The following is a 15,145-nucleotide window of genomic DNA, read 5'->3' as shown; positions in this document are numbered from 1 at the left end:
CATGGGGGTGATGATGACGAACAACGTCATCTCAGTATTGCCAACTCGTCTCCGGAATAGCTTCAATTGATCTGGGATCCTACCCTGACTTTGTCAGTGGTGAGAGTAGCGTTATTCACAAATTCTCAACCTATGGCGATGTGAGATATTCTGATATCAGTCTTGGTCATTCAGGTGCATGGCAAGTTCTACGGAATGCATAGAGACGATACCCATTTTACATTTTCCACTCATGCCTCGATCGGAATGCCGATGCTGTGATTTGTCACAGATCAAGCCGGCTCGGTCTGTAATGGCATAGAGTAGCGGCCCAATATGATTCAGGCTATGACAAAATCGGTAATCTCTTTTCTATTACTGGGATTCACACTCTCCACGTGCCAGGCTTCCGCCTGGCCCACATTGCAGAGTCGCATCCAGTTCGGCACCATTGCCAATGACACGCCGTCGGAGAATGTTTTCCCGTCAGGATTTCTGAATTTTGATGAAGGGATCAACCTCAATCGGGCGGAGTTGATCATCGAAAAGTCACCGAACTCCAATATCAAACCCCGGATCGGTCCCTTTCCCGGTCCCGCACTGGCAGAGTCCGACTGGGGTTTCGAAGTCGACTTGCGCTACGGTGAGGACGCGGCCATTACCTACGGTCTGGATGACGAACTCGCTATCAACGAGGACAAGGAGCGGCTGTTTCTCATACCCCAGTGGTTCCTCAGCGGTTACCTGCCGCTGGCGGACGGTTTTTCCTGGATTGCGGGGAGCTGGTTCACCTCTCTGGGATATGAGATCGGTGCTCCGGTCAATCCGCCAACCGGCTTCTATACCCACTCTTACGCCTTTGTCTATCAACCGGTCAAGCATGCGGGGGTGATGGGGGCGTTAAAGCTGCCGATGGCCGCAGAGCTTGGTCTCTGGTCTGTCGGTCTGGGATTGGTGCAGGGTTGGAACAACCTGCAGGACAACAACGATGACAAGACGCTGCTGTTCGACATTCGTTGGCGCAGTGCCGATTTCAGGACCTGGCTCGATATTGAGAACATCATCGGCTACGAACAGTCGGAAGATGGCCTGACTGAACAGACACGGCCGTTCAACGCGGTCAGCACTACGGGCGAAAAGCTCTTGCGCCGCATGCACTCGGTGTTGTTGAGTCACCGTTTCAATCCGATCCACCGGGTCGCGCTGAACGCAGTCTACGGCTATCAGGAAGGTGGCGATCTGCTGGCGGACGACAACAACCCACCCGGTTTTCTGATCACCCGGGACAGCCGCTGGTACGGCGCCAATCTGAACTGGTACCTGCAGTGGTGGGAAGAGAGTCAGATCGGATTGAGACTGGAGTGGTTCAGGGATGCGGATGGGGCTCACGCACTGCTGCCAGCGGGTATCTACCGGGGGGTAACCGCCAATCTCTCCTGGTGGCTGGAAGAGGGACTCAGGATTCGACCTGAACTGCGCTATGATCACTATTCCGGTTCCGGCGCGCCATTCGGTGGCCGGGTGCCGACAGCTTTCTTTGGAGAGGAGAAGCACCAGTGGGTGGTCTCTCTCGATGTCACCTGGTCATATCGTCTATGAGTGGTAAATACAGTTTTTTCGCTGCCATGCGGCCCTTTTCCCTGGTGGTGGCCATTGCCACCTGTGGCTTGGGTGTCAGCCTGGCGCTGATCGACCAGGCCGTGGATGGCTGGTTGGCCTGGCTGGTGCTGTTGACCGGGGTGTTGCTGCAAGTGGCAGTGAATCTGATCAATGACACGCCCGATCTGCAAACCCCCGGACTGGAACCGGCGCTCAGGCAGGCGATACGGCGTAATGCCGCCATAGGCTGGGGGGTGATGTTGCTGGCCATCGCCCTGGGGCTCTACATGGTGAGCATCCGGGGCTGGCCTCTGTTGCTGCTCGGGCTGATCGGGGTGGCCGGCGCCTGGGGTTACACCGGCGGCAAGGTCAACTACAAACAGCGGGGACTGGGTATTCTGCTGGTGTTCCTGTTGATGGGGGTGTTGCTGATCGGTGGTTCCTACTACGTACTCACCGGCATCTACACCCTTGAGGTGTTCTGGCTGTCACTGCCGTTCAGTCTGTTGTCCTCCTTGCTGCTGCTGAGTAATGAACTGCGGGATTACGAAGCGGATCGTGAGGCCGGCATCCGTACTTTGATCGTGCGTATCGGCTACCGCTCCGGTATCAAGCTCTACTACCTGCTGGTGAGCCTGGTCTATCTGATCAGCGCCTTGCTCTACTGGACCCAGATGTTACCGGGAATCGTCATGTTGCTGGTGACCTCTATCGCCCTGGTCGGCCCGATCAGCCTGCTCACCGCCAATGTACCCCAGCGCCGCAGGCTGACGCCGCTGACCGGCCGTTTCTATCTGCTGTTCGGCGCCACCTACCTGGCGACAATCTGGATGCAACTGCCATGAATCACGACATCGTACTGCAACTGGCGCTGCCGGTAACCCTGTTCTGCATCATGTTCAGCATGGGCAGCAGTCTGGTGGCCGCCGATTTCAAGCGGGTAGTGCAAACTCCGGCAGCCGTCATCACCGGGGTGGTCAGTCAGATGGTCGTCCTGCCGTTGGCGGCATTCATCATACTCTCTCTGCTGCAATTGCCGCCTGAGCTATTCATCGGTTTCATGATTCTCGCTTTCAGTCCCGGCGGCACCACATCGAATATGTTCTCCTACCTGGCGCAGGGTGATGTGGCCCTCTCCATCACCCTGACCGCGATCGTCAGCCTGGTGACGCCGTTGACCATCCCGCTGCTCGGGGGGCTGGTACTTGAATGGCAGCTGGGTGATCAGAGTGAAATTGTTCTTCCTTTCCTGCCAACCTTCGCCAAACTGGTGGTGATCACTCTGATTCCAGTACTGCTCGGTATGCTGCTGCGTCACTATCGGGCGGCCTTCTGTCTGAGATTTGAGAAGTTGATGACCCGCGTACCCCTGCTCATGTTGCTGTTGGTGATTGGCGGAATTATCTGGCAGAACCGGACCTCCATGTCCCTGTTCCTGGATCAGACAGGTGTCCCCGCATTGCTGTTGTCGAGCCTCGCGCTGGGTCTGGGCTACCTGGCGGCGAAACTGGTCCGCTTGCAGCTCCGTACGGCCCGAACCATTGCCATAGAGACCGGTATTCAGAACGGTGGTACGGCGATTCTCATTACCGGCACGATTCTCAATAATCCCAATATGACCATTGCGCCGGTGATGTACGGCATACTGATGCTGATACCGACCTTCGCCTATATCCTCTGGCTCAACCGCAGGCGTGCTGTGATCGCATGATCGTTGTGCACGCTTGTCTGACATTGAGTAGTTGGCTGTTGAGTAGATCAGAACCGGAATATTGATGCCCGTTGGGTCTCCTACTGGTTGCAAGGGATTTTACTTGGAATCCGCATCTCTTGGAGCCTCAAAACAGACTAGCAGCTATAATCGGCAACTGTTATGGGATGCAACCATTGGAGTTCAAATTGAGTCAGGCAAACAAACCCTACGCCGAAGCCTGTGATGAGAACAAGGTGCCGATTCTGGATCAGCTGCAGCGGTTGTTCAGTGAGACAGGCTCGGTCTTGGAAATCGGCAGTGGAACCGGTCAGCATGGGGTCTTTTTCGCGGCGGCAATGCCGGATCTGACCTGGCAAACCAGCGACCGGGAGGAGAATCTCGAGGGCATCCGGGCCTGGTTGTCTGAAGCCGCACTGGACAATCTGCTATCCCCTTTAGCTCTCGACGTTACTTCTGTCTGGCCGAAGACCCGCTACGACGCTGTATTCAGTGCCAATACCACCCATATCATGTCATGGCCGGCTGTGATCAGCCTGTTTCAAGGGGTTGGCCGTGTGCTGCAGGCAGATGGGCGGTTTGTGCTGTATGGGCCATTCAACTATCAGGGGGCCTTCACCAGTGAAAGCAACAGTCGTTTCGATGAATGGCTGAAATCCCGGGATCCGTTTAGTGGCATCAGGGATTTTGACGATCTGAATGCTTTGGCCGAGGATCAGGGCCTGATCTTTGAAGAGGATATCGAGATGCCGGTGAACAACCGAATCCTGGTCTGGCGTAAACGGGTTGAACCCGTACGGTAAGAGATTCAGTTAGCGTTCAGTTTGACTCTCTTAAGCTGTAGATAACAACGGGTGAGCCACTCACCTGAATTATCTGTATCAGCCAGGAGAGCGTCATGAATAAAACCTCACTGATTACCGGAATCCTAACGCTGGCCCTGTCGATGAGCGCCACCGCCGGGCCAAGGGATCGCTATCAGGATAGCGCCAAGGTCATCGATGTGGAACCGGTCTACCGGACGGTGGAGATCACCGAGCCGGAGCGCCACTGCTGGGATGAAGAGGTCACCCACTACCAGCCCCGAGAGCATGGCTACACCGGTACGGTTCTGGGCGGTATCATCGGTGGTGTGGTCGCCAATTCCGTCAGTCGCGGACGCGGTAGAGGCAAGGATGCGGCAACTCTGGCCGGAACCCTGTTAGGTGGCGCCATCGGCCACGACCTGAGTCATCAGAAGCGTGGAGGAGGTCACTATTCAACTTCCTATGAACGTCGCTGTGAAACCACTCATCAGACCCACTATGAGGAGCAGCTGGCCGGCTACGATGTGACCTATCGTTATCGGGGCCGGGTCTTCACGACTTTCACTAAACAGCACCCGGGAGAGCGGATCCCTGTGCGGGTCAGTGTCAGGCCGATCCATGACCACTGATCTGAATTTGATTGTGCTGTGATTGTCTGACTGGAAAATCGCATTAAACTGACGAAAGAGGTATAACTGATAGACCATCTGCGGCGAGTCGGGGAGAGCCCCGGCTCGCCGCAGGAGGGAACTGAACAGGTTTCAAATCTACCATCGGGTTTTCATCCTATGAGGAAAAGCAGATCACATCTTTGGCGTACCCTGCTGCTCGGCTTGCTGCTGATGACGCTGAACCCGGCATTGGCCGAGGTAAGCCTCAACAAGGCGGTAGAGCAGGCTAAAAAGCGTACCGGTGGCCAGGTGATTTCGGCGGAAACCCGTAACCAGGACGGTCAGAGAGTGCACAATATCCGCATTCTGACGCAAGACGGTAAGGTGCGTCGGTTACGAATCAATGCGAACAACCGGGGTGGAGGCAATGGTGGCAGACGCTGATCGAGAGACGGATTTGCCAAGCCGATCCGGTTTTATTCCGCTGAACTGACGCTCGGAGGCATACAGATGCGTGTTCTGTTGGTTGAAGATGAAGCGGAAATCCGCGAACCGCTTGCCGCCCGACTGGCTGAAACCGGCTACACCGTTGACAGTGCGGAAGATGGTGCAGAAGGCCTTTTCCTCGGACGGGAGTATGGGATCGATGTGGGCATCGTCGATATCGGTCTACCGAAAATGTCGGGTATCGAGTTGATCCGTGAATTGCGAAAACTGGATAAGCACTTTCCGATATTGATACTTACCGCACGAGGCAACTGGCAGGATAAGGTGGAAGGCTTGGAGGCCGGCGCGGACGACTATCTGGTGAAACCCTTCCATGTGGAAGAGCTGCTGGCCAGATTGAATGCCCTGTTGAGACGCTCCGGTGGCTGGTCTCAGCCTGTGCTGTCGGGCGGTCCTGTCTCCCTGGATACCCGCACTCAGGCCGTCTCGATCAATGATCAGCCAGTGGAGCTGACTGCCTACGAATACAAGGTGCTTGAATACATGATGCTGCATGCGGGGGAGGTGGTCTCTAAGACCGATCTTACCGAACACATCTATGAACAGGACTGGGACCGGGACAGTAATACCATCGAGGTTTTTGTCAGACGCCTGCGCAAGAAACTCGACCCGGAGGACCGCTACAAACCGATTGAGACACTGCGCGGAAGAGGTTACCGGTTTGCCCTTGAGCGGAATATCTAATCTCTCGATTCGACAACGTCTGCTGTTGGCGGCAACCCTGGTGCTGGGCGCCTTCCTTGGCCTCACCGGTCTGTCACTGGATAAGGCGTTTCGCTCAGCCACGGTGGAGGCGCTCGAGGCCAGACTGTTAAGCAATGTCTATGCGCTGCTTGCAGCTGCGGAAGAGGGGAGTGAGGGACAATTGACCATGCCCAGGGTATTGACCGATCCCCGCTTCAATCGCCCCGAATCCGGTCTCTATGCCCAGGTGATCCAATATCCGGAAGGGTACAACTGGCACTCCGGCTCCTCACTTGGCCAGGCTTTGAGTTTTTCCCGTGACATCCCACCCGGCGAGTCTGAGAGCGGGCGCTACCAATTGGCTGTCGGGGATGTCATGGGCTTCAACTTCGCAGTGGTCTGGGAGGACTTCAATGGGCAGGAGTTGAAGTATGTACTGTCGGTGGCTGAGGACATGCAGCCGATCCAGGAGCAGATTGCCACCTATCGCGATACCCTGTTTCTCTGGCTGGGTGGTGCAGCCCTGCTGCTGCTGTTGGTGCAGGGGTGGGTTTTGAGTTGGGGGTTGCGGCCGCTGAGGGAAGTGGAAGAGGCACTCACAGAGATCGAGTCGGGGCGCTCGGAAAAACTCCAGGGGCGCTACCCGAAAGAGTTGAATCGACTCACCTCAAATATCAACTCCCTGATTCAGCATGCCCAGGCACGACAGCAACGCTATCGTGACAGTCTCGGCGATCTGGCCCACAGTCTGAAGACACCCCTGGCGATCCTGCAGGGTGTTGCCGACCAGCCCGGCAGTCACAGCGAGCAGACCGTGCGGGAGCAGGTCGAGCGAATGAACCAGATCGTCAGTCATCAACTGCAGCGTGCCGCCGCTTCAGGGCGACATCTGCTGACCCAGAGTCTGGAGGTCGGGCCGCTGCTTGAAAGACTGGTCAGGTCTCTGGACAAGGTCTATCTGGAGAAGGGGATCGAGTGGCAGACGTCGGTCGCTCCGGAGAGCCGCTTTTACGGTGAAGAGGGGGATCTGATGGAGCTGCTTGGCAACCTGACGGAGAATGCCTGTAAATATGGCCGCAGCCGGGTCCGGGTGACAGTGAGCACCGAACCCGCCCTGTCGATTCGCATCGAGGATGATGGGGAGGGGATTCCCCGGCACCTTCAGCAGAGCGTGTTTCAACGGGGCAATCGTGCCGATACCAGACAGCCCGGCCAGGGAATCGGTTTGGCGGTGGCCCTGGATATCGCACAGGCTTACGGAGGCGAGATCAAACTCGGCAAATCCGCCGATCTGGGTGGGGCTGCGGTGGAGATTCGCTTCCCGGAGAGTTGATACATAGCGCTGTCCGGCTGTGGGGCAAATCCATCCTAAGTAGACAGATCCAAGCCAAACAATGAATGGCCTATGATGCCTTGCTCAAGCGGAGAAAGTTCTCCAGTCGGAGCCGGGTTATCTCACCCTGTTCCACTGCACCCTGGATAGCGCAATCCGGTTCATGGCCATGGGTACAGTTGTGAAAGCGGCACTGCCCGATATAGGGGCGGAATTCGGCGAATCCCTGCTCCAGCTCCTCGCGGCTGAGGTCGGTAAGCCGGAAACTGCGGACACCGGGAGAGTCGATCAGTTTGCCCCCCTGTGGCAGGTTGTAGCAGGTGGCCGCTGAAGTGGTGTGGCGGCCCAGTCCGGTGGCTTCTGAGAGTCTTCCGGTTTCAATGTCGTGTTCCGGCAGCAGGGCGTTGATGAGTGAGGATTTTCCCACCCCCGACTGTCCCAGCAGAATGCTGGTTTCATCCTTCAAATGGTCAATCAATGTATCCAGTCCATGCTCACGCTTTGCACTGATGTTGATGATCGGATATCCGATCCTCGAATAGGTCTCAAACTGGTCGATGAAAGCTGATTCTGTCTCCTCGGTCAGCAGATCGATCTTATTGATCGCTATCAGTGGTGGGATCTTGATGGTTTCCGCAGTAACCAGATACTGGTCGAGTAGATAGCCACTGGGTTCAGGTTTGGGAGCAAGTACGACTACCAGCTGACTGATATTGGCAGCCAGCGGTTTGTGTCGTCCGCTGTAGTCCGGACGGCTGAGTACACTCTCACGTGGCTGCAGTGCGGTGACCACCCCGCTGTCTTCATCCACCTGTTGCCAGATGACCCGGTCACCGCAGACAGGATGGCCAATGTTCTGACGGGTCTGACAGCGGTAGATCCTGCCCGAACCGTCGTCGATACCCAGCGTCGCGCCGTGGCGAATGATGACCACACCCTCTTGTTCAGGTTGTTCGGCAGCACCGCTCAGGGCCTGGTTTGCCCGTTGATCCAGGCGTTGACGGCGTTTTTCCTGAATGGCCTTGATACGGTTTCTCTGTTGGATTGTCAGACGCCGTTTAGCCATGCAGAGGTAATCCTAAGCCGGAATTCGCAAGTTCACCTGAGCCGCACAAGCTTTTGATCTGTTCAGCGATGGAAACAGTCTCACCAGAGCCTAAGGTTTGAGGTCGAATTTGTAGTATTCCAGGTTGAGATAGGTAGCGGTGCCTTCGATCTGGTCTTCGAACCAGGTGAGGCCAAGATTCTGTTCGCAAAAACGTACTTGTTTGTGCAGACCATCGAGGCTTTTCACTCGACGGTTTGGTCGGGTATAGAGCTCACTGCCGTGACATTTCAGGCAGTGCGCTTCATTCAGCTGCTTACCCAGTTCCGCATCCCCCGCCATCAGGTTTGAGGCGGCAAGAATCAGCAATGAGGTTGCAGGTATCAATATCGTTTTCATCTACTCGCTCCGTCTATTGGGTAATCTGCTTGGAGATGTGGGCAATACGCACCGGTGCCGGTGGGTGACTGTCATGGAAGAATGAATAGAGTGGATCCGGTGTCAGTGTGCTTGCATTGTCCTGATAGAGTTTGACAAGCGCCTGAATCAGAAACTCCCCACTGCTCTGGCTGACGGCATAGTCATCCGCTTCAAATTCGTGGCGTCGGGAGAGAAAGCTGCCCAGCGGTGTGAAAAATATGGTGAACACAGGGATAGTCAGCACAAACAAAAGTAAAGCCGCGGCATTCGAGGGTTGAGATATACCCAAACCGTTATAGAACCAGAGTTGCTGGGAGAGCCAGCCAAGCAGTGCCATGGCACCAAGTGAGAGCAGCGCCATTACCAGCATCTGTTTGTGGATATGTTTGTAGTGAAAGTGGCCAAGTTCGTGGGCCAGAACCGCTTCCACCTCGTCCGCATTCAGGGCCTCCAGCAAGGTATCGAAAAAGACAATGCGTTTGGTTTTGCCAAAGCCGGTGAAATAGGCATTGCCATGGGCAGAACGTTTTGAACCATCCATGATGAAGATACCGTCGCTGGTGAATCCGCAACGTTGCAGCAGCTTGCCGATACGCTCACGCATCTCCCCTTCCGACAGTGGGGTGAATTTATTGAACAGCGGCGCGATAAAGCGGGGATAGGCCCAGGAGATGGTCAAGGTAAAGCTGAGCCATACCAGCCATGCGGCAAGCCACCAATATTGACCGGCACTGGCCATCAATTTCAGAATGATCCACAACAGCGGCAGGCCAAGCAGGATTGACAGCAGCAGTCCGATCAGTCGGTCTTTGATGTATTGCTGTGGGGTGTTGCGGTTGAATCCGAACAGGGCTTCCAAGCGAAAGGTCCGATAGAGATCGAAGGGCAGGTCCAGCAGAGAGCCGATAAAGAAAAAAGAGAATATAAACACAATCCCAGTGGTTAATGGACCCCATTGCATCCCGTTCCAGTACTGAATCAGCAGCTCCAGGCCTCCACCCAGGGTCCAGAAGAGCAACAGAGCCACCCCGATCAGGGCCTCGATAAAGGCTAGCTTGCCCTTCGCCTGGGTATAGTCGGCCGCTTTCTGGTGGTCCTCGAGGGGAACCCGGTCCTTGAAGGCGTCAGGTACCTGGCTACGATGTTGTGTGACATGCTGCAGATGCCGATAGAGCAACCACAGCTGTAGCATGGTGCCGAGAATCAGAAACAGTAAAAACAGTTGTGTAAAGAGTGCCATCAGTGGTTAATCAAAATTCCTGGGATTACGTGACGCGATCGATGCGGCGACTAATTATGTCGTGTTGAGCCCTGCTATGCCAGCCAACATGGCGGGATCCGTTTCCAGTTTTGCTCATTCAATATCTGCTCCAATGTTACCCCTTATCTTACTGTTGCGCCGGTTTGTCAGGGGGGAATGGGTTGTGATTTTGACAGGGGTTGCGAAGCAAAGGTTCGACAGTATCTATCTTTTGCATGAATTGCCATACAGTCTTAGGCAGCTTCCTGTTAGAATTTCGCCGCGTAGCGGTTCTGTAACAGAAGGATAACAAGATGCCTGTTGATGCCTCCAATCTGATTTGGGTCGACCTGGAAATGACCGGGTTGGATACCCAGCAAGACGAAATCATAGAGATTGCGACCATTGTTACCGATGTCAATCTGAACATTCTTGCTGAAGGACCGGTGATTGCCATCCATCAACCCCAGTCAATTCTCGATGCCATGGATGAGTGGAATCAGCGCCAGCACGGCGGCTCGGGATTGCTGGAGCGGGTCAAACAGAGCCAATACAGTGAAGCCGAGGCACAGGCAGAGACGATCCGCTTTCTGCAACAGTACGTACCTGCCGGCGCGTCACCCATGTGTGGCAACAGTATCTGTCAGGACCGGCGTTTTATGGCCAGGACGATGCCTGAACTGGAAGCCTACTTCCACTATCGGAATCTGGACGTCAGTACTTTGAAAGAGCTGATGAACCGCTGGTCACCATCATTGAGTGAGGGATTTACCAAACAGGGTAAACATCTGGCTCTGGACGATATCAAGGACTCGATTGCGGAGCTCCACTTCTATCGGAACCACTTTCTCAGGTTACCCTAGTCTGAATCTGGTCTATCCATGCTTGAAGGTTCAGGGAAGTACCCTCAAAGTTTATCGGTCCACTATCTGATCGCCATCTCACTGGCGCTCCTGAGCTATCTCTTTTTTGCCTCGGTCGATGCCTATGTGGTCGATGGCGAACAGCTGCTGGTCAACCCGGATTTCTCTCATCATCTGGCAGGCTGGCGGATCAGTGGTGATCAGGATCTGCTCCAGGTGGCAGATGGCACTGTGGAGATCCGCCACGATGCGCTATCCCAGTCCAATACACTCTCCCAATGTTGGGATCGTGAACGGTTTCCCGATCGGATACTGGTCGGCATCACTGCTTCAACTGCCGATTTGGTGCCCGGCGTAAAGCCATGGCATCTGGCCAAAGCAGGGCTGATAGGTCAATTTCCCGATGGGTCAAAGGATTACCGGTTGTCCAGCAGGTTGGTATTGCTCAAGCAAGATGTTGGCTGGAACTCCTATCGGACCGGCATTGAAATTGATAAATCCCTTGAGCGGATCTGTCTGTCAATCGGCTTGCTTGGCTCAAAAGGCAGCTTTCGGTTCAAGCATCCACTGCTCTATCCGGCCGCGATTCCGCCCACCTACAGCCTGATCAAAAACCTGCTGCTGGCTGTCTGGGCCGCTGTCGGTGTCATCTGGTTGATCGGGCTGGTAAGACACTATCGCCAGAGAACTCAAATGGGGTTTATGCTGGCCATGCTGGTGGCGATTTCAGTGGGCATTATGATGCCGGCCGAACTGAAATCGGAGGTGGAAAACTGGCTCTCACTCTATCTTCCCGAATGCACCACAAAGCAGTTGTTGACTACGCTGGGTGTGCCGTATCAGTTACCGGCAGATATGCTTCCACAACGCTGGGACGTATCCAAATTCGGCCACTTGCTGGGTTTTTTTCTGCTGAGTCTGATTCTGTTTTCTGAAAAGGAGAAGTCGGTTTGGATGTTGTTGCCTGGTCTGGTGATTGCCGCGGTGGTAACTGAAATCATGCAACACTACGTGCCTGGCAGGACGCCCCGATTGAGTGATGTGATGGTCGATCTGATCGGTATCGTTGCGGGCTGGTGGTTGATCAGAGGCTATTTCAAGCTCCATCAAGCCGTTGCCGGCTGATTCCGCTGGCGATCCAATGCCCAGAGAATATGTTCCTTGACCATTGGTGAGGCTTGCTCCAACCGCCTCAGCAGCGCTTCTGCAACGGCATCGGATGTTGGGGCATTGCCCAATGCCACGGCCAGGTTTCTCTGCCAGCGTTGATAACCGATCCGTCGTATGGCTGATCCCTCGGTCTTCTGTAGATAAGTCGCTTCATCCCAATCAAACAGAGAGATCAGGCCGCTGGTGTCGAGATGGTGTCTCGCAAGAAAGTCCTGTTCGCCGGTCACCTGGGCGAAGCGGTTCCAGGGGCAGACCTGTTGACAGTCATCACAACCGTAGATCCGGTTGCCCATGGCGGCCCTGAATGGTTCGGGAATGGCGCCTTTCAGCTCGATGGTCAAATAGGAGATACAGCGTCGTGCATCGAGCTGGTATGGGGCAGTGATGGCCCGGGTTGGACAGATCTCCAGACAGGCCTGGCATCGGCCGCAGTGGTCTTCAGCCGGCTGGTCGATCGGCAGGGGAATGCTGGTGTAGATCTCGCCGAGAAAAAACCAGGAACCTGAGCGTTTGTTGATCAGGTTGGTATGTTTGCCGATCCAGCCCAAGCCGGCTTTTTCTGCCAGCGGTTTTTCCAGCACCGGCGCGGAATCCACATACAGCCGGTTGTTGCTGTCCGGTATTGAGTGCTGGATCTTCTGCTGCAGTTTCTTCAGACGGTTTCGCAGTAGTTTATGGTAATCCCGACCGAGTGCGTAACGGGAGATAAAAGCCTTCTGCGGATCTTCCAGTAGCTGTTGCAGATCCTGCATGGGCTCCGGCAGGTAGTCCATGCGCACAGAAATCACCCTGACAGTTCCGGGTTCAAGCTCTGCGGGACGACTCCGTTTGCTGCCGTGCCTGGCCATGTAGTCCATCTCTCCGTGACAATCCGAGGCCAGCCACTGCTGCAGTCGGCTCTCTGCTTCGCTGAGATCGGTGTCGGTAATGCCGACTGCATTAAAGCCCAGTTCCTCACCCCACTGTTTGATCTGCAGGCTCAGCTTAAGTAGTTCGTCAGCGTTCAGTGTCTCGCTCATGCTGCTGCACTATAGCCCAGTGCCATGACGATTCAACTGCTGCCCGTTGTGGGATCGATTATATTGAGTCACCAGGGGGTTCGCGGTATCGTTGCCGATCAAATCAGAGGACAATGGATCTATGCGAGTGATGCCATTTACCGACAGTTTGCCCTATGCCCTCTACCGGGCCGATCAGGTTCGTCAATTCGATCATATCGCCATTGATGAGTTTGAAATCCCGGGAGAGACCCTGATGGAGCGGGCGGGTATCAGAGCCTTCGATCTGCTGCGCCATAAATGGCCTGAGGTGAGAGAGATTCTGGTGGTCTGCGGGCTGGGCAACAACGGTGGGGACGGCTATGTGCTGGCCAGGCTGGCGCTGCAGGCGGGATTGCGTGTGCGGGTGCTGCAGCTTGGTGATGCGGAGAAGATCAAAGGGGATGCATTGCTGAAAGCGAAGGCCTGGATGGCTTTGGGGCAGCAGCTTGAACCTTTTCAGGAGCTTCCAGGTAAACCTGGCCTGATCGTGGATGCCATCCTGGGTACCGGGCTGGAGCGGGACCTCAGTGGGGATTGGAAGGCGGCGGTGGATCAGATCAATCGGCATCAGGCGCCGGTCTTCGCCCTGGATATCCCCTCAGGCCTCAATTCGGATAGCGGTCGGGTCATGGGGTGTGCGGTGAGAGCGGCTGCAACGATCAGTTTCATTGGTCTGAAGCAGGGTATGTTCACCGGTAACGGACCGGACTGCTGTGGCGAAGTGGTTTTCGATGCCCTGGAGATACCGGCACAGATCTACGCCCGCCAGCTGCTCGCCTGCCGTCGTATGGATTGGTCGAAGGTCTCTGGGTCGGTGGGCCGAAGAGAGCGCTCCTCGCACAAGGGCAGCTTTGGCCATCTGTTGCTGGTCGGTGGTGATCAGGGTTATAGCGGTGCGATACGTCTGGCTGCCGAGGGTGGCGCCAGGAGTGGAGCGGGGCTGGTGACCCTGGCAACCCATCCGCAGCATGCCCCGTGGAGTAACCTCGGTCGGCCTGAACTGATGTGCCGTGGCGTTGATGCCGATACGGACCTGACCCCCTTGCTGCAACAGGCCAGTGCTGTGGTGCTTGGCCCTGGGTTGGGCAGGAGCCCCTGGGGGGAGCAAGTCTATCATCAGGTGACGACAACCGAGCTGCCCCTGTTGCTGGATGCCGATGCGCTCTACTGGCTGGCCAGGCAGCCGAATCAGCGCAACAATCGGGTGCTGACTCCCCATCCCGGAGAAGCGGCCCGCCTGTTGGATTGGGATACACAGCAAGTTCAAAGTGATCGGTTTGCAGCGTGTGAGGCCCTGCAGCAACGTTATGGCGGGGTGGTTGTATTGAAAGGGGCCGGAACCCTGGTCGGCGGCAGCGGAAGTCAGCCTGTGGCCCTATGCAGTGATGGCAACCCGGGTATGGCGAGTGGTGGATCCGGGGATGTATTGAGTGGCGTGATCGGTGCTTTTCTGGCCCAGGGTTATGCGCTTCGGGATGCGGCGGAACTGGGTGTCTGTCTGCACGCTGCCGCCGGCGACAAGGCCGCCAGAGAAGGTGAAATCGGCATGCTGGCCGGCGATCTGATTGACGCCCTGCGTGAGACACTGAATTCGGAGCTTGTGGATGATTGAACTGAGGGCCACTGGTGAAGCGGAGCAGGAGGCTCTCGGCCGCCGTCTGGCACTGAACTGTCGAGCGCCCTGTATTGTCTACCTGGTGGGCGATCTCGGTGCAGGCAAAACCACCCTGGCACGGGGGTTCCTGCGAGGAGTCGGCTATCAGGGACGGGTCAAGAGTCCTACCTACACACTGCTGGAGCCCTACGAACTGGGGAGTATTTCCTGCTATCATTTCGATCTGTATCGCCTGGCCGATGCTGAAGAGCTGGCCTATCTCGGTATTCAGGATCTATTGACGGATGATGCGCTGATGCTGATTGAATGGCCGGAGAGGGGGCAGGGGGGTCTACCGGCTGCCGATCTGCTGGTGAAGATCGAACATGATGGCCTGTCACGGCAGATTACCATCCAAGGTGGCAGTGATCGGGGATCTGAAATTATTCAGAAAATACAAAGTGATCTGGTGGATGGTTAATTTGGATCGTAGGAAATTTAGCTATCTAACAGAATAATCTGGAAAAAAAATCTTTTGCATGC

General features: G+C 55.6%; 16 protein-coding genes. 12 read left to right on the top strand and 4 right to left on the bottom strand.

Translation table 11 applies throughout. The features are described from left to right. Positions 1 to 327: 327 nt before the first annotated feature. The 8 genes from A3193_RS09875 (at position 328) to A3193_RS09840 (ending at position 7,230) form a co-directional block, all read left to right on the top strand. Complete coding sequence (locus A3193_RS09875) at positions 328 to 1,578, top strand: outer membrane beta-barrel protein (protein ID WP_162272497.1); 1,251 nt, start codon at positions 328 to 330, stop codon at positions 1,576 to 1,578. Then, positions 1,575 to 2,423, top strand: coding sequence for a prenyltransferase (locus A3193_RS09870; protein ID WP_069014610.1), 849 nt, complete (start codon positions 1,575 to 1,577; stop codon positions 2,421 to 2,423). Before A3193_RS09875 ends, A3193_RS09870 begins: the two co-directional genes overlap by 4 nt. Next, entirely contained in the window at positions 2,420 to 3,289 is an 870-nt protein-coding gene (locus tag A3193_RS09865; protein WP_069014609.1) for a bile acid:sodium symporter family protein, read from the top strand. Before A3193_RS09870 ends, A3193_RS09865 begins: the two co-directional genes overlap by 4 nt. 188 nt (positions 3,290 to 3,477) lie before the next feature. After that, positions 3,478 to 4,092, top strand: coding sequence for a DUF938 domain-containing protein (locus A3193_RS09860; RefSeq protein WP_235614946.1), 615 nt, complete (start codon positions 3,478 to 3,480; stop codon positions 4,090 to 4,092). Between the two features lie 95 nt (positions 4,093 to 4,187). Continuing rightward, on the top strand, positions 4,188 to 4,724 hold the full coding sequence (locus A3193_RS09855) for a glycine zipper 2TM domain-containing protein (RefSeq protein WP_069006589.1): 537 nt from the start codon (positions 4,188 to 4,190) through the stop codon (positions 4,722 to 4,724). A gap of 159 nt (positions 4,725 to 4,883) precedes the next feature. Continuing rightward, positions 4,884 to 5,150, top strand: coding sequence for a PepSY domain-containing protein (locus A3193_RS09850; protein ID WP_069006590.1), 267 nt, complete (start codon positions 4,884 to 4,886; stop codon positions 5,148 to 5,150). Positions 5,151 to 5,216: 66 nt separating this feature from the next. Further along, positions 5,217 to 5,897, top strand: a complete 681-nt coding sequence (locus tag A3193_RS09845; RefSeq protein ID WP_069006591.1) for a response regulator transcription factor — start codon at positions 5,217 to 5,219, stop codon at positions 5,895 to 5,897. Next, the gene (locus tag A3193_RS09840) at positions 5,881 to 7,230 is read left to right on the top strand and encodes an ATP-binding protein (protein ID WP_235614945.1); all 1,350 of its coding nucleotides are present in this window, start codon (positions 5,881 to 5,883) and stop codon (positions 7,228 to 7,230) included. Before A3193_RS09845 ends, A3193_RS09840 begins: the two co-directional genes overlap by 17 nt. A 70-nt stretch (positions 7,231 to 7,300) precedes the next feature. Here the strand turns inward: A3193_RS09840 and rsgA are convergent, their stop codons facing one another. The 3 genes from rsgA to A3193_RS09825 all read right to left on the bottom strand — a co-directional run bounded on the left by rsgA (position 7,301) and on the right by A3193_RS09825 (position 9,935). Beyond that, a complete protein-coding gene (rsgA, locus tag A3193_RS09835; RefSeq protein ID WP_069006592.1) occupies positions 7,301 to 8,296 on the bottom strand; it encodes a small ribosomal subunit biogenesis GTPase RsgA in 996 nt (331 codons plus the stop codon). Between the two features lie 90 nt (positions 8,297 to 8,386). Beyond that, complete coding sequence (locus A3193_RS09830) at positions 8,387 to 8,674, bottom strand: c-type cytochrome (protein WP_069006593.1); 288 nt, start codon at positions 8,672 to 8,674, stop codon at positions 8,387 to 8,389. Positions 8,675 to 8,687: 13 nt separating this feature from the next. Beyond that, complete coding sequence (locus A3193_RS09825) at positions 8,688 to 9,935, bottom strand: M48 family metallopeptidase (RefSeq protein ID WP_069006594.1); 1,248 nt, start codon at positions 9,933 to 9,935, stop codon at positions 8,688 to 8,690. Between the two features lie 314 nt (positions 9,936 to 10,249). Between A3193_RS09825 and orn the strand changes: the two genes are divergently transcribed. Together orn and A3193_RS09815 are read left to right on the top strand one after the other, a co-directional pair. Beyond that, positions 10,250 to 10,798 (top strand): oligoribonuclease, encoded by a 549-nt coding sequence (gene orn / locus A3193_RS09820; protein ID WP_069006595.1) that lies wholly within the window; start codon positions 10,250 to 10,252, stop codon positions 10,796 to 10,798. Positions 10,799 to 10,816: 18 nt separating this feature from the next. Then, the gene (locus A3193_RS09815) at positions 10,817 to 11,923 is read left to right on the top strand and encodes a VanZ family protein (RefSeq protein WP_069014607.1); all 1,107 of its coding nucleotides are present in this window, start codon (positions 10,817 to 10,819) and stop codon (positions 11,921 to 11,923) included. Here the strand turns inward: A3193_RS09815 and queG are convergent. Continuing rightward, positions 11,905 to 12,987 (bottom strand): tRNA epoxyqueuosine(34) reductase QueG, encoded by a 1,083-nt coding sequence (gene queG / locus A3193_RS09810; RefSeq protein WP_069006597.1) that lies wholly within the window; start codon positions 12,985 to 12,987, stop codon positions 11,905 to 11,907. The genes A3193_RS09815 and queG overlap by 19 nt on opposite strands. A 121-nt stretch (positions 12,988 to 13,108) precedes the next feature. On the opposite strand from queG, the gene A3193_RS09805 reads away from it, so the two are divergent. Then, a complete protein-coding gene (locus A3193_RS09805) occupies positions 13,109 to 14,620 on the top strand; it encodes an NAD(P)H-hydrate dehydratase (RefSeq protein ID WP_069014606.1) in 1,512 nt (503 codons plus the stop codon). Continuing rightward, a complete protein-coding gene (tsaE, locus tag A3193_RS09800; protein ID WP_069006599.1) occupies positions 14,613 to 15,083 on the top strand; it encodes a tRNA (adenosine(37)-N6)-threonylcarbamoyltransferase complex ATPase subunit type 1 TsaE in 471 nt (156 codons plus the stop codon). Before A3193_RS09805 ends, tsaE begins: the two co-directional genes overlap by 8 nt. Positions 15,084 to 15,145 lie beyond the last annotated feature (62 nt).

This window comes from Candidatus Thiodiazotropha endoloripes (genome assembly GCF_001708965.1).
Classification (GTDB): domain Bacteria; phylum Pseudomonadota; class Gammaproteobacteria; order Chromatiales; family Chromatiaceae; genus Thiodiazotropha; species Thiodiazotropha endoloripes.
The sequence above is the reverse complement of the archived record's forward strand: the minus strand, read 5'-3'. Positions and strand labels throughout refer to the sequence as shown.